Origin of the sequence: Klebsiella sp. EMBS2024, assembly GCF_036233805.1 — a bacterium.
Taxonomy (GTDB): domain Bacteria; phylum Pseudomonadota; class Gammaproteobacteria; order Enterobacterales; family Enterobacteriaceae; genus Klebsiella; species Klebsiella pneumoniae.
Genome location: NZ_JAZARW010000001.1, coordinates 2,568,984 through 2,588,573, shown reverse-complemented (window position 1 = coordinate 2,588,573; position 19,590 = coordinate 2,568,984). Strand labels below are relative to the sequence as shown.

Genomic DNA, 19,590 nt, shown 5'->3' with positions numbered 1-19,590 from the left:
GTCTTTACCCTTCGACGATGACCGCCGCGGCNGCGGCTTTAGCCCGCGCCACGGCCTCCTCAACCGAATCGGCGACGGCGAGGGTTACCCCCAGGCGGCGGGTACCGTCAATCTCCGGCTTGCCGAACAGACGCAGCTGCAGGCCAGCCCCGACGGCCGACTGCAGCTGGCCAAAGCTGACGTTCTGGCTGGACAACTGCGGAAGGATCACCGCGGAGGCGGCCGGGCCATACTGGCGGATAGCGCCGACAGGTAGCCCGAGGAAGGAGCGAACGTGCAGGGCGAATTCCGAGAGATCCTGGGAGATAAGCGTCACCATCCCGGTGTCGTGTGGTCGCGGGGAGACTTCGCTGAAGATCACCTCGTCGCCGCATACGAACAGCTCCACGCCAAACAAACCATAACCTCCCAGCGCCAGCACCACCTTGCGGGCGATGGTCTGGGCACGCTCGAGGGCCAGGTCGCTCATCTGCTGCGGCTGCCAGGACTCGCGGTAGTCGCCGTCTTCCTGACGATGACCAACCGGAGCGCAGAAATGCACGCCATCGACAGCGCTGACGGTGAGCAGGGTGATTTCGAAATCGAAGTTCACCACCCTCTCGACGATCACCCGTCCGGCGCCAGCGCGGCCGCCCTGCTGCGCATAGCGCCAGGCTTCGCTGAGCTGGTCAGCCGAGCGGATAAAGCTCTGGCCTTTGCCGGAGGAGCTCATCACCGGTTTAACGATGCATGGCAAACCGATCTCGGTAACCGCCGCGCGGAAGCCTTCTTCGCTGTCGGCAAAACGATAGCGGGAGGTGGGAAGCTGCAGCTCTTCCGCCGCCAGGCGGCGAATGCCTTCGCGGTTCATGGTGAGCTTTGCCGCCCGCGCCGTGGGGACCACTTTCTGCCCGGCCTGTTCCAGTTCGACCAGGGTGTCGGTAGCGATAGCTTCGATCTCCGGCACGATGTAATCGGGTTTTTCCTGTTCAATCAGGGCGCGCAGGCTCTCGCCATGCAGCATATTGATGACATGGGCGCGGTGGGCGACCTGCATCGCCGGGGCATCGGGGTAGCGGTCTACGGCGATGGTTTCAATGCCCAGACGCTGACATTCAATAGCGACTTCTTTACCCAACTCGCCGGAACCTAACAGCATAACTTTGGTGGCTGCCGGGCGCAGCGCGGTGCCTAATACAGTCATAACTCTCATCCGCAGTAAAAAAAGATGGCAGCGATTATAAACGAAAACGTTTGCGTATGTCTTTACGCGCGTAACGCGCGTGAGTTGAGTCCGGGAGGGAAATTTGCTATACTGTATAAAAATACAGTGTTGAGAGGCTGCAGTATGGCGGTTGAAATTAAATATGTGGTGATCCGCGAAGGTGAGGAAAAAATGTCTTTTGCCAGCAAAAAAGAGGCCGACGCTTACGACAAAATGCTCGATCTGGCAGAGGTGCTGAATGACTGGCTGGTGGCATCGCCGCTGGAGATGGATGACGTCCAGCGCGATACCATGGCGATGTGGCTGGCGGAGCGTAAAGAAGCGCTGCAGCATATCCTGCGAGTTGGCCGACTGCCGGAGCAAGAGACGCCCGCACAGGACGCCTCCGCGCCGTCGGCTACCGCCGAGACTTCTCCGGCGGGTGATGACGCCGTGCCGGCGGCAAAAGCGCGCAAAGCCAAGGCAGCCTGAACGCTGGCGGTCAGTCACTGGTCGGTCGGCTCCGATGCTGCCGTCGCACGTACCTTTGCGCATCTTTAGCCATATCTAACATTTCCTGACATCGCGTCGTTTAGGCTGATAACAGTGTTTGTCACCTGAGAGGAAAACCATGGCTAACTGGCTACATCAACTGCAGTCGCTGCTCGGGCAGCAGGGTGCGTCACCGTCCGGCGAGTCGTCAAAAGGGAGCGGCCTGCTGCCCGGCGCCATCGGTGGGCTGGCCGGATTGCTGGTGGCCAGCAAATCGTCACGCAAATTGTTGGCGAAATATGGCACTAGCGCGCTGCTGGCAGGCGGCGGGGCGGTGGCGGGCACGGTGTTATGGAACAAGTATCAGCAGAAAATGCGCGCGCAGAATACGTCCGCCCAGGCGCCTGAGACGGCAGCGGCGCCGACGGATGTCGATCCGCGCAGCGTCCGGCTGATCACGGCCCTGGTATTTGCCGCGAAAAGCGACGGTCATATTGATGACCACGAGCGGGCGAATATTGAAACTCAGCTGCGGGCGGCCAATATTGACGTTCAGGCCCGGGTGCTAATTGACCAGGCGCTGGCCCAGCCGCTGGATCCGCAGCGTCTCGCCGAGGGCATCATCGACCCGCAGGAGGCGCTGGAGATCTACTACGTCAGCTGCGCGGTGATTGATATCGACCATTTTATGGAGCGTAGCTATCTTAATGCGCTGGGAGACGCCCTGGCGCTGCCGAAAGATGTCCGGGCCGATATAGAACAGGATATCCAGTCACAAAAACAAGCGCTAAGCGTCTAAATCATCACGTTTCGCTTGCATCGCTCGCGTCTTTTGCCACCCTTATAGACACGTCATCATTCAGGCGCCACCCTGCGCCCTGAATGCTCTTGTGTCACGATAAAGCAGCAGAAGAATAACATGCCACCTAAAGCTAAACGGATCCCTCACGCAATGACCTTGCATGGCGATACACGCATCGATAATTATTACTGGCTGCGCGACGATGAGCGCGCGCGACCTGACGTGCTGGAGTATCTGCACGCGGAGAACGCTTACGGCAAGCAAGTGATGGATTCGCAGCTCAGCCTGCAGGAGCGTCTGCTGAAGGAGATTATCGACCGCATTCCGCAGCGGGAAGTCTCTGCCCCCTACAGTAAAAACGGCTTTCGCTACCGTCAGGTGTATGAGCCGGGCTGCGAATACGCTATCTACCAGCGGCAGTCGGTGCTGAAAGAAGAGTGGGATGAGTGGGAGATCCTGCTCGATGCCAACCAGCGGGCGGCGAAGAGCGAGTTCTACACCCTGGGCGGACTGGGCATTGCGCCCAACAACCAGCTAATGGCGGTGGCGGAAGATTACCTTTCCCGCCGCCAGTACGGCCTGCGCTTTTGCGACCTCAGCAACGGCGAGTGGTACCCGGAAATCCTCGAAAATGTCACCTCCGGCTTTGCCTGGAGCAACGATTCACGCTTTGTTTGGTATGTGCGTAAACATCCCACCACGCTGCTCCCTTATCAGGTCTGGCGCCACACCGTCGGGACACCGGCGCAGAGCGACGCGCTGGTCTACGAGGAAAAAGATGAGACCTTCTACGTCAGCGTGCATAAAACCACCTCCCAGCAGTTCGTGGTAATTTATCTCTCCAGCGCCACCACCAGCGAAGTGCTGCTGCTCAACGCCGAACTGCCAGACGCCGAGCCGGTCTGCTTTCTGCCACGGCGTAAAGATCATGAATACAGTCTTGATCACTATCAGCACGCTTTCTATCTTCGTTCCAACCGGGAGGGGAAGAATTTCGGCCTCTACCGTACCGTGCTGCGTGATGAAGAACAGTGGACCACGCTGATCCCCCCGCGTCACGACGTGATGCTCGAAGGATTTACCCTGTTTACCGACTGGCTGGTTGTGGAAGAGCGTCAGCGTGGCCTGACCAGTCTGCGGCAAATTAACCGCAAGACCCGGGAGGTGGTGGGGATCGCTTTTGACGATCCGGCCTATGTCACCTGGCTTGCCTATAATCCGGAGCCCGAAACGTCGCGACTGCGCTACGGCTATTCCTCCATGACTACGCCGGATACGCTGTTTGAACTGGATATGGATACCGGCGAACGAAGAGTGATCAAACAGCAGGAGGTAAAGGGGCTGGATACGAGCTGCTACCAGAGCGAACACCTGTGGGTGACCGCCCGCGATGGCGTCGAAGTCCCGGTCTCTCTGGTCTACCATCGCGAACATTTTCGCCAAGGGAGCAACCCGCTGCTGGTCTATGGCTATGGCTCATATGGCGAGAGTATCGATGCCGATTTCAGCGCCAGCCGGCTGAGCCTGCTCAACCGCGGCTTTGTCTACGCCATCGCCCACGTCCGCGGCGGCGGCGAACTGGGTCAGCAATGGTATGAAGACGGTAAATTCCTGTGTAAGAAAAATACCTTCAACGACTATCTGGACGTCTGTGACGCGCTGCTTGCCCAGGGGTACGGCGATCCGCGGCTCTGCTACGGCATGGGGGGCAGCGCCGGCGGAATGCTGATGGGCGTGGCCGTGAATGAACGGCCAGAGCTGTTCCATGGCGTGATAGCCCAGGTGCCGTTCGTCGATGTGGTGACCACCATGCTGGATGAAACTATTCCGCTGACCACCGGTGAATTTGAAGAGTGGGGAAATCCGCAGGATGAAACCTATTATCACTATATGAAAAGCTACAGTCCCTATGACGGCGTGAGGGCGCAGGCGTATCCCCACATGCTGGTGACTACCGGTCTGCATGATTCCCAGGTGCAATACTGGGAGCCGGCTAAATGGGTGGCGAAACTGCGGGAACTAAAAACCGACGATAACCTGCTGCTGCTCTGCACCGATATGGATTCCGGACACGGCGGAAAATCCGGGCGCTTTAAAAGCTATGAAGGGGTGGCGCTGGAGTACGCCTTTTTCATCGCCCTGGCGCAGGGGACACTGCCGGGAAAAGCGGCAGTGTAGGCGCTATTCCCCGAGGTAATGCCTGAGCGTCAGGCGCAGTTCGGGGCTCATGCGGTCGAGATTGTTGAATAACCAGCGCAGATAGCCTGGATCGTTTTCAGCAATCTCGGCGACGGCCTTACCCCGGTATTTGCCGAAGGTAAAAGTAGTCAGCAGCGCCGGCCGACCGGTGATATCGGCCATTTCGTCAGGGGTCCAGCCGGAAACATTGATGATATCCAGCAGCAGCGCGGCGGTGATATAGCAGTCATACAGCGCCCGGTGGTGATGCAGTCCCGGCGGCGTAGTCACGTTCAGCTTACGTGACTTATATAACCCCATATTGCTGTATTTGATTCCCGGCCACAGGCGTCGGGCCAGCTTCATCGTACAGATCCACTCGCCGTGCATCTCCGGCAACACCCGGCGATCGAAGCTGGCGTTATGCGCGACGTACCACGGGCTGCCATGATAGTGCGGAATAATCTCCTCAATCCACGGCTTATCGGCGACCATCTCTTCCGTGATCCGGTGGATAGCCATCGCCTGCGGGCTGATGGGCCGATCGGGACGCACCAGATGGCTCATGGGATTGGTAATTTGCCCGTCGACTATATCGACCGAGGCGATTTCAACGATGCCCCCCTGCAGGCCGCAGGTTTCGGTATCAATGACGCGCAGCATGGCTCGCTCCAGAGCAAAACAATAAGCGTAATGGAATTGGCCGGGCTTGCCAACCGACGGGGAGGAGGCGAGCGCGCATTATTTCTGTTTCGGCTCCCACGGTAGTCGCGAAAGGGAGACGGAGGCCAGCCGATGGGCGATCAGTCGTTCACGGAACCAGTCGCGCAGATGTGCAGGCTGTTCACGCTCGACTAAATCAGCGACCACCGGCATATTGTACCGTTCCTTAAAAGCAACGCCGGCGGCGGCGAGATCGACATTGACTTTATCCATCTCATCTTGCGAAATTTTGGCCAGATTTCTTTCCATCATCCACTCCACTCTGCTTATAAATCCGGTCAGGGCCAGATGCCTGGCTCGACTCTGGCATTATACAGGGTTATTCTCTGTGCTACAGACATAACAAAAGGGAATGACGAATATGCGACTTCTTGCTGGACGCGCGTTGCGTCTCTCCGTTGCGCTTGCCGGGATGTTAACCGCGGCGGGCGCCTTCGCCCACGCTCACCTGCAGCAGCAGATCCCGACCGCCGGGGCGCAGCTTTCAGCTTCCCCACAGACGTTGACGCTCAGTTTTTCCGAAGGTATTGAACCCGCATTCAGCGGCGTGACCGTCACCGGTCCGCAGCAGCATGCGGTGGCTACCGGAAAACTGACCCGCAGCGCCGATAATCCGGCCGAGGTCACGTTACCTTTGGCGGAAGCCTTGCCGCCGGGAGAGTACACCGTGGCATGGCATGTGGTCTCGGTGGATGGTCATAAAACCAAAGGGCAATATACCTTTAGCGTGAAGTAAGCGATGCTGACCGGGCTCTATATTACCCTGCGCTTTGGGCACTTTATCTCCCTGATGCTGGCTTTTGGCTGCGTGCTATATGGCGCCTGGTGGGCGCCGGTACCGCTGAGACGCGTGCTGATGCTGCGCTTTTATCCACTACTGCGCCCGCTGCTGCTGATCGGCGCGATCTCTACGCTGGCGCTGTATCTCCTGCAGGGAGGAATGATGGGCGAGGGCTGGACGGATGTCTGGCGACCCGCCGTCTGGCAGGCGGTGGCCGGGACCCGCTTTGGTGGAGTGTGGATCTGGCAGATCCTACTGGCGTGGATCGCGCTTGCGGTAGTGTGGATCCGTCCCCGTCACGGCGCCCGCCAGCTGGTGGCCCTGCTGGCGGCACAGCTGCTGCTTTCCGCCGGGGTAGGGCACGCCGCTATGCACGATGGTCTCACCGGCGTGCTGCAGCGGACAAACCACGCTGTGCATCTCTTCTGCGTCGCCAGCTGGTTTGGCGGTCTGTTGCCCTTTATCTATTGCCTGCGCCTGGCGCAGGGGCGCTGGCGGCCGGCCGCGGTCTATACCATGGCGCGCTTTTCACGTTACGGGCATCTGGCCGTCGCCGGCACGATTGCCAGCGGAGCGCTCAATGCGCTGTTGATCCAGGGAGGATTGATTGGCGCATCGCCGTGGGGACGCATGTTGTTGATCAAATGTGCGCTGGTCGCCGGGATGGTGGTAATTGCGTTAGTGAACAGGTATGTTCTGGTACCGCGCATGTCGGCAAGCGGTTCGCGGGCGGAAAGCCTGATCCTGCGAACCACGCAGGCTGAAATAGGGCTCGGCGCGCTGGCGCTGCTGGCCGTCAGTCTGTTTGCCACCTGGGAACCTTATTGAATTAACTGGCAAAATCATGAAAAAAATTGTTCTGACCATGTTGTTACTGGCAAGCTCCGGGGCTGCTCTGGCAGCGCCACAAATTATCACCGTGAGCCGTTTTGAGGTGGGGAAGGAGAGCTGGGCGTTCAACCGGGAAGAGGTCATGTTGACCTGTCGACCGGGTAACGCGCTTTACGCCATCAACCCGAGCACGCTGGTCCAGTATCCGCTCAATGAGGTGGCTGAGCAGCAGGTCAAAGCCGGCAAAACCACCGCGCAGCCGATCTCAGTGATCCAGATCGACGATCCGCAGCATCCGGGACAAAAAATGAGCCTCGCGCCCTTTATCGAGCGAGCGCAGAAGCTCTGCTAAACTTTCTCGCTATCCTGCTGTAATAACATCAAAAAAACCGCCCTTGCCGGACAACGGCAGTGGCGGTTTTTTCGCTGGCAGAGGCCCCCTTTCCAGGAATTATGCAGCCACTTTGGCCGCGGACTGGAAAAGCTGACGCGTTAAACTATTCTTATAGTGCAAGGCGACTTAGCCTGCATTAATGCCAACTTTTAGCGCACGGCTCTCTCCCAAGAGCCATTTCCCTGGACCGAATACAGGAATCGTATTCGGTCTCTTTTTATCTTTATCTGTCTTCTTTCCCAAGAGCCAGCGACATCCTGTCAGTCAAACACCCGCTGGCCTCTGGATGTCCCGTTATAGCACACCGTTTTTAGCATACACAATTCATTTACACATAAATCGCATCCTGTGGAAGGGGAGGTGGCAACGGTGGAACCGTAAACGAGGGCGGAGAAAAGAAAAAACCTGCACCTAAACAGGCCCGGCGTGCAGGTTAACTGGCGGGCCAACATCGGAAGCCTGCTAGTATACATATTTGTATGATAAATAAAATAAGCAAAATCTAAACGATTTGGCAATTCATGCGATTACACCTCGCCGGCTGACGAGGTGGCATAAATAATAAGACGAGCACTTTTGCGGGCGGAAAATATTATTGCGGAACGCTGAATGTAGGGTATATCTGGCTTTCCAGATAGCAGAGCAATAGCCAAATTTCATCGCTGAAAATAAACCATATGCTCCCGAGCAGAATGACCGCCAGAATAATCAGCAGAAAAATTTCGGTTTTACTCATTATGCAAGCGACTATCCGGTGGCCTTCGGGGACCCTGATAGTAGCGAAATATTGACATAATAAGCAAACGCCATGTTGTAATTCGGCTTCACCGACAGTGCAATTTAGTCACCGGCATGCCGCTGCGTCAATATTGCCACCTGCTCCGTCAGCTGATCCAGCAGCTGGAATCGCCGCCGATATTCAGCCCGTTTTTTACTGGCGATACTCTCCAGCGATTTTCTTTCCAGACATAGCGGTAGCCGCCAGCGCCATGGGCTTTCCGGCTGGCCGTCGATAGACTGCCAGAACTCGTCGTAGCTGGCGTGGAAATGGCGGCCTTTGCTCAGGCGATAGCGCAGGGCGCGGAACACGTGACCGTTATCGCTGACGCCGTAAATAGCCGCGATTTGGCTGCGAGCGGCCAGCTGCCAGATAAACTCCAGCAGCAGGCGCTTCGGAAACAGGCCGTAGCAGGCGCGAGTCGCCTGCTTAATCACCTCATGAGAAACGTGACGTCGTGGCCCCTGCAGACCGCCGATAACCAGCTGCCAGGCATCGTGATCACGGGTTACGCTGAAGGTGGCGCTGGCCAGCAGGGTGTGGTCGCTGTCGCGCAGCCACAGAGTGGTTTCACCCTCACGTTCGGCTTTGCCTGCCGAGGAGGCATAAAGAGTAAACCGGCGGTCCTCTTTTCCGTTTAACGTCAGCAGCGGGACCTCAGACACCGCGGTCATAGCGTGCGCCAGCCGCGATCCGCGTAGGGTGTCGATATAGCGATAATGGTTGATTACCGCCACCGCCCGCTGCCAGGCGTTGAGATCGCGGGTCAGATATTGACGGTGTACTTTGCCCGGCAGCGTAGCCTGTGCGGCCAGCAGCTGATTAAAATCATCCCGAGCGCTGAGCGCTTCCAGCATCGCTCTGGTGGCGTTATAAAATAAGGCCGTGCGCAGCAAAAACTTAAAGCGGTAATTTTTTTGCCGCCAGATGGGGGCAGGTGTCAATCTGCCCATCACCAGATCGGCAATAAGATGCGAGCGCGGCGCTAGCACGCCGGATGAATGCAGGCTATTGTCTGTCACGATAAACACCTCGTTGTGATTTCCCCCTATTTTAAAGCGAGCCACTGACAAGCTTAATCCTCTGGCGGACTATATTTGCCGTCTGTTTAAAATTGATTGAGGTGTAAATTAAATTCCGTGGACCTTTGCTGGAATTACCTATAATTACCGCTGAGAGGTAATTATATGTATCAACGTATTAACGGCAGCGACTGGCGTAATATCTGGCTGATGGGCGATCTGCATGGCTGCTTTGCGCTGCTGATGAATCGCCTGCGTCAGTTGCGTTTTGATCCTTGGGCCGATCTGCTGATCTCGGTGGGCGATCTGATCGATCGCGGGCCGCAGAGCGCCGATTGTCTTGGCCTGTTGCGCTGTCGCTGGTTCAGGGCCGTTCGGGGGAATCATGAGCAGATGGCGCTGGAGGCGCTGGAGAGCGGAGATATGCGGCTCTGGCAGATGAACGGTGGCGACTGGTACGTCAAGGGTGATGCGCGGCAGCGGGCCGACGTCGATCGGCTGCTGGCGCACTGTCGGCGGCTACCGTTGATTATTGAAGTGGAATGCGGGAAAGCGCGGCATGTGATCGCCCACGCCGATTACCCGGCGCCGGTCTATCGCTGGCAGCAGCCGGTGGATCCCCAACGGGTACTATGGAGCCGCTATCGTCTGAGTGAACACCTGGCGGGGCGCCATGGCGCTATTGCCGGCGCAGACCATTTCTGGTTTGGCCATACGCCGCTTCAGGCGCGTTATGACCACGATAATCAACACTATATTGATACGGGCGCTGTGTTTGGTGGGGCGCTGACGCTGGTGGCGCTGCAGTCGGCAGGCTAAAAGTCGCTGTATTCGCTGGCGGGTTGCCAGAAGCCATCAATAAAATCTTCTATCGGGTAGCAGCCACCGTGGCGGATCCGCTGATCCTCCATCGCCACTAAGCACTGCGTTTCCTCGCGGTAGACGTCTACCACAATGTCCTCGCAGCCGCCATCCAGATAGCAAATAAACAACACTAAGGCAAACATCCTGGCCTCATGCTCGGGTTCACATACTATTTAGTGTAGGGGATGACGGCGGGACGGGGAAATAAATAACCCGTCTCAGGCGACGGGTTCATTGGTGTCAGGCAAGGCGCATGACCCAGGCATCGGACTGGCGGTCGTAATGTTTACGGTAGAGAACGGAATGTTCGCCATTGAGAATCGCGGGCACGCTGGTGTCGGCATCCCAGGCGTCAAGCTGCATACATAAGTCTGGATCGGATTTGCAGGGTATGCTTAACGTTCGCTCACCCTGATGCTCACCGTGCAGTTCGGCATCGTCTATTTCGAACGCGCCGATGCGGACATTGGTTTTACTCATCGCTTCACCCCATTTTTCAGCTGAGTTGTGGTACGACCAGTTATGGCCGTTATTTTTCAGCGTAGTCAATGGGGCGAAAAGCGCCAGTCAAAAAGTGCGCATTTTTTGCGCGGCCTCACACCTTGCCGGCAAAAAGTTTTCCATCGCGCACCAGTTCGCGCGGATAGCTGTTCTTCAGTCGGGAGCCGACGCGCTTCGCCAGGCCCAGCGGGACGCCCTGGAAGGTCACAATGGTTTCATCCTGCCCAGGCGCGGTTTGCGGATAGACGTCGCGCCCGCGATACCATTCCTCCGCTTCCTCCTGCGACAGCTCGAAGGCGCGCTGCGGCGCGGCAAAGGCGATAACCGCCTCATGCTGCCAGCGGTACCCCTTATTGTGCAGCTCCGCCAGGCGCACGCCGATGCGAGAAAAGCGCACCTTGCCGAACAGGGGCTCCAAAGCCAGCGGAAACAGCCACAGCTCTTTATCCCGCTGCCACAGCGTATGGCCTGCGTCCCACTCCAGGCCAACAGCCCTGGCGGCGGCAGTTACCGCGGCGGCCTCCCGGTCCTTCAGCGGCGTAAACGGGAATTTACCGACCTTATAGCCTGGCGCCGGGAGCGGATCGATCGCCGCAGTTTTGCGCAACCTCGCGACAAAGAAGCCTTCGCAATCGTAAATTTGCGGAAAAACGTGCAGAAAACCTTCCGCGGTTAAGGCGTCGGCTGCGCCGGGAAACAACTCTCCCAGCGGCAGGATCTCAACCGCCTGCGGATAGCGGGACAGCAGCCACTCAATGACCGATTGATTTTCTTCACGATTCAGGGTGCAGGTGGAATACACCAGCGTCCCGCCAGGGCGCAGAGCATGGAAGGCGCTGTCGATAAGCTCGCGCTGAGTGGCGGCGATGTCGAGGTTGCTCTCCGGCGACCAGTTTTTCAGCGCGTCGGCGTCTTTACGTACAACCCCTTCGCCGGAGCAGGGGGCGTCAAGCAGGATGGCATCGAAGGTTTCGGGCAAGGCCGCGCCAAAAACCCGGCCGTCGAAGTGGGTCAGAGCGACGTTGCTGATGCCGCAGCGGCTGATGTTGGCATGCAGCACCTTCACCCGGCTGGCGGAGAATTCATTGGCGAGAATGCCGCCCGCGTTGCCCATTCGGGCTGCAATTTGGGTGGTTTTCGATCCCGGAGCGGCGGCAACGTCCATCACCCGTTCGGGCTGCCGGTTATCGGCGAACAGGGCGGCGACCGGCAGCATCGAACTGGCTTCCTGAATATAGAACAGCCCGCTGAGATGTTCGGCGGTACTGCCCAGCGGCAACGCGTCGTCATCCTCTCGCTCGATCCAGAATCCTTCTGCGCACCAAGGCACCGGCGCGAGTTGCCAGCCGTAGGGGGCAACCAGAGAGAGGAAATCATCGACGCCAATCTTCAGCGTATTGACGCGAATACTGCGGCGTAGCGGGCGCTGACAGGCGGCGATAAAGTCGTCGAAAGAGAGATGCGCTGGCATCGCCGCGCGCATTTGAGCGAGAAACGCTTCAGGGAAATAGACAGTATTTTCAGCCACGGGCAGCGCACCACAGAAAAAAAGGGTGCGCAGTTTAGCACAAACGCCCCGGCGCGTGACACCGGGGCGTGCGGTTTACCCTCTCCCCGCGCCAGGCGTTGCCCGGGGCGGGAGAAGGGGGCATTACTGCGGCAGAGCGGTGCCCCACTCCCGCCACTCTTTCGGCTCGCTCTCCTGCAGCAGGAAGTGCTTGCCATCCTGGGCCTTCGGCGCCAGCGGCGTGCCCGGCGGCGTGGCAAAGGCGATCCCGCCGCGGATAAACTGATTGAAGGTACCGGTTTTCACCACCCCGCCAATCAGGCCGAAGTCGAGGCTGTAACCCGAGGCCAGCCAGAACACCGAGTTATTACGTACCAGGTACTGGTAGCGCTTACTGATGCGCAGCTTAACCATCACCCGGTCAGACATCGACCCCAGCGACAGTCCGGTAACCGTCCCGACTTCCAGTCCGCGGAACAGGACCGGCGTACCGATGCCAAGCGACCCCGCCTCCGGCGCTTCCACCACGATGTTCAGGCCGTCGATATAACGCGAATCGCTGATCGTCGTATCCTGGATCTCAAAATCGCGTCGTGCCGGGCCGCGGCCGGGCTCAACGTTGATGTAGGCCTGGAACAGGGTGTCGAGATGTTCCACGCCCGCGGCGGAGATTTGCGGAGTGATCACCGAGAAGCGGGTCCCGGCGCGAGCGAAGGTGCCGACGTATTCCGGATAGAGCACCGCTTTCGCCTGCACTTCGTTTTTGGCGGTGATTAGCTCCAGCGACTGGATTTGACCGATGTCGATGCCGAGATAACGAATCGGCATCCCGGCCGCCATCTTCCCGGCGTCGTACGCGTGCAGGGTGATTTGGCCGCCCACGGCGCGCGCCGCCGTTTCAGATGCATAAAGGATACGTTTGTTATTCAGCCGTGCTCCGGCGCTGCTGCCATTGAGGTTATCGAAACTGATCGCCCCTTTGATCGCGCGCGCCAGCGGCGAGGCCTGCACGGTGAGTCCGTTACCGTCAAGCTTGACCTTCGCACCGCCTTCCGCCCAGAAGACGCTGTTGTTGGTCAGCAGGTAGCGGTACTCCGGCTTGATATGCAGATCGATATCGAATGCATCCTTGCGCGGTTTGACGGCGATGATCTCGCCGACGGCGAATTTACGATACAGCACCACCGAGCCGGCCTGAACGTCAGGCAGCGTCTCAGCAGACAGGCTCAGGGTAGTGGTCGGCACTTCGCTCAGGCTATTTTCCTGCGCCTTTTCAAGGTTAGCGTACAGCGGATAGCTGCTTTGCATTTTGCCTTTTTCGCCGGGGATCACCCTGATCCCGCCTTTCACCCATTCGCTGGCGCTGGCGCCCAGCACCTGCACGCCGTCGAGCCCCACTTTGACGTCCAGACGACTGTTAACCACAAATTTGCTGTCGCCGTGAATTAGATCGCGGTATTCAGGGTCAATGGCAACCTGAAAGGTTACCCCTTTGGCCGTCAGTTTACGCTCCAGCACCTGGCCGACTTTTACTCCGTGCAGCACCAGCGGCTGACCGCCGTCGATGCCGTAGCTCTCCGGCGCCGAGAGGGTAACGGTGGCGACGTTGGGCTCATCCAGCAGCGCTTTATCCGCCGGCATTACCGAGAAGTGATTGCGTGGCTCGCCTTCGCCGGGCACCAGCTCAAAGGTATTGCCGGTGAGCAGGGTGCTAATGCTGGGGTTATCGAGGGAGAGCTTCGGCTTCTTCATCTGAATCAGCGTTTTCTCCCGCAGCAGCGTCACCACGCTCGGGTCGACGGTCATCTCGCCAGTAACTTTGCCGCCGGGGTTTAGATTCAGTTTGCTTAACTGGCCCACCTCCAGCCCCTGATACATGAGCGGCGTCGAGCCCGCTTTCAGTCCATCGCCATCANGCAGATCGAGGGTCACTACCACGCCGCGCTGGCTATGCGCCAGATCTTCATACAGGTGATATTCATCGTTTTGCGAGGCGACATGCGAATCGGCGGGGGAGTCAAAGGCGATGGCGCCGTTCACCAGCGCGGACAGGTTCTCCAGTTGCACTTTGGCCCCGCTCAGGCCGACGTCGGCCTTGACGCCTGAGACGTTCCAGAAGCGGCTGCCTTTTTTCACCAGATTGGTAAACCGGCGCTCAATTAGCACATCGATGGTCACCCCCTGATTATTGGCATTCAGGGAATAGTCATACACCCGCCCGACCGGGATTTTTCGGAAGTAGACCAGCGAGCCGCTGTTCAGAGAGCCAAGATCCGGCGCCTGCAGGTGGATCATTAGCTCGCCGTTGTTGATGCGGTATTTAGGTTGGGTGTCGAGGGCGACAAAGTGATCTTCGGGTTCACCCTTGCCCGGCATCATGCCGATGTAGTTCCCGCCCACCAGCGCATCGAGGCCCGATACGCCGGCCAGAGAGGCTTTCGGCGTGACCAGCCAGAACTGGGTCTCTTTGCGCAGCGCATCTTTCATATCGCGTTTGATGCTGGCCGAAACCTCAATCTTACTCAGATCTTTACTGAGGCTAATATCCTGGACGGTGCCGACTTCAACCCCCTGATAGCGGATCGGCGTCCGTCCCGGCACGATGCCGTTCGCGGACTGGAAATCAATCGTAATCGTCGATCCGCGATCGTCAAAGCTGGTCCAGATTAGCCAGGCGGCAATCAGCAACGCGATGACCGGCAGCAGCCAGAATGGCGAAATACGGCGTTTGGTTTTTATTCTGGCTTCAGTCTGCGAAGCGGGCGTTTCCTGACTCATGTGCGTCCCAAAGTAAGCGGCTGTCCAGCCATTCAACTGCAAGAATAGTTAAAATTACCGCGCCGCCAAAGTAAACCGCAGCCGGCCCCATGGTGAAGGCGAGGAGCTGATCGCGATTTATTAGCGACATGGTGAGTGAGATAACAAACAGATCCAGCATCGACCAACGGCCAATCCAGGTGATTAGCCGCAGCAGCAGGATGCGGGTGCGCAATCCCTGCTCGCACTTGAATTGTATGCTGAGCAGCAGGGTAAATAACACTATAACTTTGGTGAATGGCACCAAAATACTGGCGATAAACACGACCCCGGCAATGGCGATATTGCTGCTGGCCAGGGAGATGATCCCCGAGAGGATCGTGTCGTCCTGGCGCGCGCCGTTGACGTAGATGATGGAGATTGGCAACAGGTTGGCCGGAAAGAGGAAAACCAGCGAGGCAATCAGCGCCGCCCAGCTGCGCTGCAGGCTCTGCGGTCGGCGATGATGCAGCGGCGTGTGGCAGCGTCGGCAGCGGCCGCGCGCGTCGCGATAGCCGGTGTAATGGCAGCCGGTGCACACCTGCAGATTATTATCGGCGCGGGTCGCCGGACGCTCGGGATAGAAACGCTCCCATAGCTCTTCGACGTTCATATGAATAAGCGTCAGGATGCTCAACAACGTCAGGGAGATAAACGCCACCAGACCGATGCCCGGCTGCAGGAAGGCGTAATCCTGCACCTTGATGGAGGCGACGCCGATGCCCACCAGATAGATATCCAGCATCACCCACTCTTTAAGCTTGCCGAGCATCAGCAGCACCGGCCGCAGGTTCATCCCCAGCACATTGCCCAGCCAGAGATAGCTGATGGAGACCACCAGCAGCACCGGGGCGACCACCGCGCAAAACAGTACCATGGCGGCGGTAATCGGATCGCCCTGCGCGGTCATCTGCCAGATCCCCTGCAGGACGTTGGCGTCGATGCGTACGCCCAACAGATGCAGGCGCAGCAGAGGTTCAGACCAGGCGAAAGGCATGAGCAATAGCATCGCGAGGGCCATGCTGCCCAGGCGGGTCAGCGACCAGTCGCGACCATCGCGCACCTTCGCGTTACAGCGCGGACACCAGGCGCTTTGGTTGCGTTTGAGCACCGGTAAGCGGAAGAGCATGTCACACTGCGTACAGCGCTGATAATGCGCATAGGGAAGCGGCGTGCTGACGGTATGCACGACCATCTTTTTCGCAGGTTTGAGGGTGGGTGTTTTTATCGGCATTTATTACGTACAGGAATGAATGTATCTCACTATCTTAACCTATGAATGAATTCATCTTGAGCCCAAGCGCATTTAATGCTTATTTTATTAGGCTGTACGTATCAGGCAGTAAGACAACAAAGTGAAGATATAATGAGCAAAACAGAATTTTACGCGGATCTGAACCGCGATTTCCAGGCATTAATGGCAGGTGAAACCAGTTTTCTGGCGATGATCGCCAATACCAGCGCGCTGCTGTTCGAGCGGCTGAGCGAGGTCAACTGGGCCGGTTTCTACCTTCTGGAAGGCGATACCCTGGTGTTGGGACCGTTCCAGGGCAAACTGGCCTGCGTGCGGATCCCGGTCGGGCGAGGCGTATGCGGCGCGGCGGTGGCGCAGGCTCAGGTCCAGCGCGTCGAGGACGTCCACGCCTTTGACGGCCACATTGCCTGCGATGCCGCCAGTAATTCGGAAATTGTCTTCCCTCTGCGCGTGAATGGCCAGATTATCGGCGTGCTGGATATCGATAGTCCGGCTTTCGGGCGCTTCACCGCTGAAGATGAGCAGGGGTTGCGCACGCTGGTCGAGCATCTGGAAAAACTCATTGCGGCCACGGATTATCAAAAAATCTTTACCCGTGTCGTGGGATAATCAACGGATAACGTAGCATTTAGCGAGGACGTCATTATAATGTCGCCTGTTCATGCCTGCGGCTTGTTGGCTACGTCCGTTGTAATCAGGAAATTTCATGGAAAATCAACCTAAGTTGAATAGCAGTAAAGAAGTTATCGCCTTTCTGGCCGAACGTTTCCCGCAGTGCTTTAGCGCTGAAGGTGAAGCGCGCCCCCTGAAAATCGGAATTTTTCAGGATCTCGTTGAGCGAGTGGGTGGTGAGATGAATCTCAGCAAGACCCAGCTTCGCGCTGCATTACGTCTCTACACGTCCAGCTGGCGTTATCTGTACGGCGTAAAAGCCGGCGCTATTCGCGTTGACCTGGATGGCAATCCGTGCGGCGAACTGGAAGAGCAGCACATTGCCCATGCGCGTCAGCAGCTGGAAGAAGCGAAAGCTCGCGTTCAGGCGCAGCGCGCAGCCCAGCAGGCGAAAAAACGCGAAGCCGCTGCGGCCGCAGGCCAGCAGGATGAAGGCGTTCGCCGCGAGCGTAAACCGCGTCCTCAGCAGCCGCGTCGTAAAGAAGGCGCTGAACAGCGTAAACCGCGTCCTGTTGCGGCCAAAGCCCCGCGTGAAGAGCGTCTTACTCCGGTATCGGATGTTTCCGTTCTGACCGTCGGCCAGGCGCTGAAGGTAAAAGCAGGCAATAACGCCATGGACGCCACCGTTCTGGAAATCACCAAAGATGGCGTTCGTGTACAGCTGACTTCTGGTATGTCAATGATTGTACGCGCAGAGCACCTGGTGTTCTGAAACGGAGGCCGGGCCAGGCATGAACACATTTTTTAAAATCACCGCGCTTGCGGGCCTGCTGGCAATAGCAGGCCATGCATTCGCTGTTGATGACATAACCCGCGCAGATCAAATCCCCGTGCTGAAAGAAGAGCCGCAGCACGCGACGGTAAGCGAGCGCGTGACGTCGCGCTTTACCCGCTCTCATTACCGTCAGTTTGATCTCGACAACGCCTTCTCGGCAAAGATTTTTGACCGTTACCTGAACCTGCTGGACTACAGCCACAATGTGCTGCTGGCCAGCGATGTGGCGAAGTTTGCGGCTAAAAAAGACCAAATTGGCGATGAGCTGCGCAGCGGGAAACTGGACGTCTTTTACGACCTCTACAACCTGGGGCAGCAGCGCCGCTTCGAGCGCTATCAGTATGCGCTGAAGGTGCTTGAACGTCCGATGGACTTTACCGGCAATGATAATTTCAATCTTGACCGCTCCAAAGCGCCGTGGCCAAAAGACGAGGCCGAGCTGAACAAGCTGTGGGACGCTAAGGTTAAGTTTGACCAGTTAAGCCTGAAGCTGGCGGGTAAAGACGATAAAGAGATCCGCGACACCTTAACCCGTCGCTATAAGTTTGCTATCCGTCGCCTGGCGCAAACCAACAGCGAAGATGTCTTCTCGCTGGCGATGACCGCCTTCGCTCGCGAAATCGATCCGCACACAAATTATCTGTCGCCGCGTAATACCGAGCAGTTCAATACCGAAATGAGCCTCTCACTCGAGGGGATCGGCGCCGTGCTGCAGATGGATGATGACTATACCGTCATTAATTCGCTGGTGGCGGGCGGTCCAGCCGCGAAAAGCAAAGCGATCAGCGTCGGCGATCGCATCGTTGGCGTTGGCCAGACCGGGAAGTCGATGGTTGATGTCATCGGCTGGCGTCTGGATGACGTCGTGGCGCTGATTAAAGGGCCGAAGGGCAGCAAGGTTCGTCTTGAAATCCTGCCGGCCGGTAAAGGAGCCAAGACGCGTATTGTAACGCTGACCCGCGAGCGCATTCGTCTGGAAGACCGTGCGGTGAAGATGTCGGTGAAAACCGTCGGGAAAGAAAAAGTCGGCGTGCTGGATATTCCAGGCTTTTACGTTGGCCTGACCGATGACGTGAAAGTGCAGCTGCAGAAGCTGGAAAAACAGAACGTCAGCAGCATCATCATTGACCTGCGCAGCAACGGCGGCGGAGCGCTGACAGAGGCGGTATCGCTTTCGGGTCTGTTTATTCCGTCCGGTCCGGTGGTGCAGGTGCGGGATAATAATGGCAAAGTGCGCGAAGACAGCGACAACGATGGCGTGGTTTATTACAAAGGGCCGCTGGTGGTGCTGGTTGACCGCTTTAGCGCCTCGGCGTCTGAGATCTTCGCCGCAGCGATGCAGGACTATGGCCGCGCGCTGATCGTTGGCGAACCGACCTTCGGTAAAGGGACGGTACAGCAGTATCGCTCGTTGAATCGTATTTACGATCAAATGCTGCGTCCGGAGTGGCCGGCGTTGGGTTCCGTCCAGTACACCATCCAGAAGTTCTATCGTATTAACGGCGGCAGTACGCAGCGCAAAGGCGTGACGCCGGATATCATGATGCCAACCGGCAATGAAGATCGCGAAACCGGCGAGCAGTATGAAGACAACGCGCTGCCGTGGGATAGCATCAACGCGGCCACCTATGTGAAGTCCGGGGATCTGACCCCGTTTGGACCGGAGCTGCTCAAGCGCCACGACGAGCGTATTGCGCAGGATCCTGAATTCCAGTACATCATGAAGGATATTGCCCGTTATAACGCGATGAAGGACAAACGTAACATCGTCTCTCTGAACTATGCCCAGCGTGAGAAAGAGAACGAAGAAGATGATGCGATTCGTCTGGCGCGGATTAACGATCGCCTGAAACGCGAAGGCAAGCCGCCGCTGAAAAAACTGGACGATCTGCCGAAGGATTACCAGGAGCCGGATCCGTATCTTGATGAAACGGTCCATATCGCGGTAGACCTGGCGCATCTGGAAAAAGCGCGCCCGGCGGTGGAACCGCCGGCCAGCAAATAAGTTGCTAACGGGCACCCTGAGAGGTGCCCGT

At 57.7% G+C, this 19,590-nt stretch carries 19 protein-coding genes and 1 pseudogene; 10 read left to right on the top strand and 10 right to left on the bottom strand.

Annotated elements, in window-relative coordinates:
- Positions 1–4: 4 nt before the first annotated feature.
- Positions 5–1,183 (bottom strand): formate-dependent phosphoribosylglycinamide formyltransferase, encoded by a 1,179-nt coding sequence (gene purT, locus VZP09_RS11930; RefSeq protein WP_032415193.1) that lies wholly within the window; start codon positions 1,181–1,183, stop codon positions 5–7.
- A gap of 144 nt (positions 1,184–1,327) precedes the next feature.
- Between purT and VZP09_RS11925 the strand changes: the two genes are divergently transcribed.
- The 3 genes from VZP09_RS11925 to ptrB all read left to right on the top strand — a co-directional run bounded on the left by VZP09_RS11925 (position 1,328) and on the right by ptrB (position 4,655).
- A complete protein-coding gene (locus VZP09_RS11925; RefSeq protein WP_004175424.1) occupies positions 1,328–1,675 on the top strand; it encodes a YebG family protein in 348 nt (115 codons plus the stop codon).
- A gap of 139 nt (positions 1,676–1,814) precedes the next feature.
- Complete coding sequence (locus VZP09_RS11920) at positions 1,815–2,474, top strand: tellurite resistance TerB family protein (protein ID WP_004145550.1); 660 nt, start codon at positions 1,815–1,817, stop codon at positions 2,472–2,474.
- A 120-nt stretch (positions 2,475–2,594) separates the two neighbouring features.
- Positions 2,595–4,655, top strand: a complete 2,061-nt coding sequence (ptrB, locus tag VZP09_RS11915) for an oligopeptidase B (RefSeq protein ID WP_004148850.1) — start codon at positions 2,595–2,597, stop codon at positions 4,653–4,655.
- Between the two features lie 3 nt (positions 4,656–4,658).
- Here ptrB and exoX read toward each other — a convergent pair whose 3' ends face one another.
- Positions 4,659–5,318, bottom strand: a complete 660-nt coding sequence (exoX, locus tag VZP09_RS11910) for an exodeoxyribonuclease X (protein ID WP_002911407.1) — start codon at positions 5,316–5,318, stop codon at positions 4,659–4,661.
- A gap of 78 nt (positions 5,319–5,396) precedes the next feature.
- A complete protein-coding gene (locus VZP09_RS11905) occupies positions 5,397–5,627 on the bottom strand; it encodes a DNA polymerase III subunit theta (RefSeq protein WP_002911406.1) in 231 nt (76 codons plus the stop codon).
- 112 nt (positions 5,628–5,739) lie between these two features.
- Between VZP09_RS11905 and yobA the strand changes: the two genes are divergently transcribed.
- From yobA to VZP09_RS11890, 3 genes are read left to right on the top strand one after another with little or no spacing between them, the layout of a single operon-like run.
- On the top strand, positions 5,740–6,114 hold the full coding sequence (gene yobA, locus VZP09_RS11900; protein ID WP_004151448.1) for a CopC domain-containing protein YobA: 375 nt from the start codon (positions 5,740–5,742) through the stop codon (positions 6,112–6,114).
- 3 nt (positions 6,115–6,117) lie between these two features.
- A complete protein-coding gene (gene copD, locus VZP09_RS11895; protein ID WP_004175431.1) occupies positions 6,118–6,987 on the top strand; it encodes a copper homeostasis membrane protein CopD in 870 nt (289 codons plus the stop codon).
- Between the two features lie 16 nt (positions 6,988–7,003).
- Positions 7,004–7,342 carry a YebY family protein gene (locus tag VZP09_RS11890; protein ID WP_002911404.1) on the top strand — a complete coding sequence of 113 codons (339 nt, stop codon included), beginning with the start codon at positions 7,004–7,006 and terminating at the stop codon, positions 7,340–7,342.
- 634 nt (positions 7,343–7,976) lie between these two features.
- Here VZP09_RS11890 and VZP09_RS11885 read toward each other — a convergent pair.
- Positions 7,977–8,120 (bottom strand): Ecr family regulatory small membrane protein, encoded by a 144-nt coding sequence (locus tag VZP09_RS11885; RefSeq protein ID WP_002911398.1) that lies wholly within the window; start codon positions 8,118–8,120, stop codon positions 7,977–7,979.
- A gap of 104 nt (positions 8,121–8,224) precedes the next feature.
- Positions 8,225–9,193 carry a VirK/YbjX family protein gene (locus VZP09_RS11880; protein WP_004151446.1) on the bottom strand — a complete coding sequence of 323 codons (969 nt, stop codon included), beginning with the start codon at positions 9,191–9,193 and terminating at the stop codon, positions 8,225–8,227.
- Between the two features lie 156 nt (positions 9,194–9,349).
- On the opposite strand from VZP09_RS11880, the gene pphA reads away from it, so the two are divergent.
- Positions 9,350–10,003, top strand: coding sequence for a protein-serine/threonine phosphatase (pphA, locus tag VZP09_RS11875; RefSeq protein WP_032415192.1), 654 nt, complete (start codon positions 9,350–9,352; stop codon positions 10,001–10,003).
- On the opposite strand, the gene VZP09_RS11870 is transcribed toward pphA, so the two are convergent.
- From VZP09_RS11870 to yebS, 5 genes are all read right to left on the bottom strand, one after another.
- The gene (locus VZP09_RS11870) at positions 10,000–10,191 is read right to left on the bottom strand and encodes a YebW family protein (protein WP_002911395.1); all 192 of its coding nucleotides are present in this window, start codon (positions 10,189–10,191) and stop codon (positions 10,000–10,002) included. The two genes, pphA and VZP09_RS11870, sit on opposite strands and share 4 nt — an antisense overlap.
- Before the next feature lie 97 nt (positions 10,192–10,288).
- Positions 10,289–10,528 carry a YebV family protein gene (locus tag VZP09_RS11865; protein WP_002911393.1) on the bottom strand — a complete coding sequence of 80 codons (240 nt, stop codon included), beginning with the start codon at positions 10,526–10,528 and terminating at the stop codon, positions 10,289–10,291.
- 115 nt (positions 10,529–10,643) lie between these two features.
- On the bottom strand, positions 10,644–12,077 hold the full coding sequence (rsmF, locus tag VZP09_RS11860; protein ID WP_032415191.1) for a 16S rRNA (cytosine(1407)-C(5))-methyltransferase RsmF: 1,434 nt from the start codon (positions 12,075–12,077) through the stop codon (positions 10,644–10,646).
- 123 nt (positions 12,078–12,200) lie between these two features.
- The gene (locus tag VZP09_RS11855) at positions 12,201–14,834 is read right to left on the bottom strand and encodes a PqiB family protein (protein ID WP_328795161.1); all 2,634 of its coding nucleotides are present in this window, start codon (positions 14,832–14,834) and stop codon (positions 12,201–12,203) included.
- Entirely contained in the window at positions 14,803–16,086 is a 1,284-nt protein-coding gene (gene yebS / locus VZP09_RS11850) for a membrane integrity lipid transport subunit YebS (RefSeq protein WP_002911387.1), read from the bottom strand. The genes VZP09_RS11855 and yebS overlap by 32 nt, the downstream gene beginning before the upstream one ends.
- Positions 16,087–16,218: 132 nt before the next feature.
- Between yebS and VZP09_RS11845 the strand changes: the two are divergent.
- From VZP09_RS11845 to prc, 3 genes and pseudogenes are all read left to right on the top strand, one after another.
- Positions 16,219–16,732: pseudogene (locus VZP09_RS11845) on the top strand (GAF domain-containing protein).
- An 81-nt stretch (positions 16,733–16,813) separates the two neighbouring features.
- Entirely contained in the window at positions 16,814–17,491 is a 678-nt protein-coding gene (proQ, locus tag VZP09_RS11840) for an RNA chaperone ProQ (protein ID WP_002911385.1), read from the top strand.
- A 19-nt stretch (positions 17,492–17,510) separates the two neighbouring features.
- Positions 17,511–19,559, top strand: a complete 2,049-nt coding sequence (gene prc / locus VZP09_RS11835; RefSeq protein ID WP_004145536.1) for a carboxy terminal-processing peptidase — start codon at positions 17,511–17,513, stop codon at positions 19,557–19,559.
- The last annotated feature ends 31 nt before the right edge of the window (positions 19,560–19,590 follow it).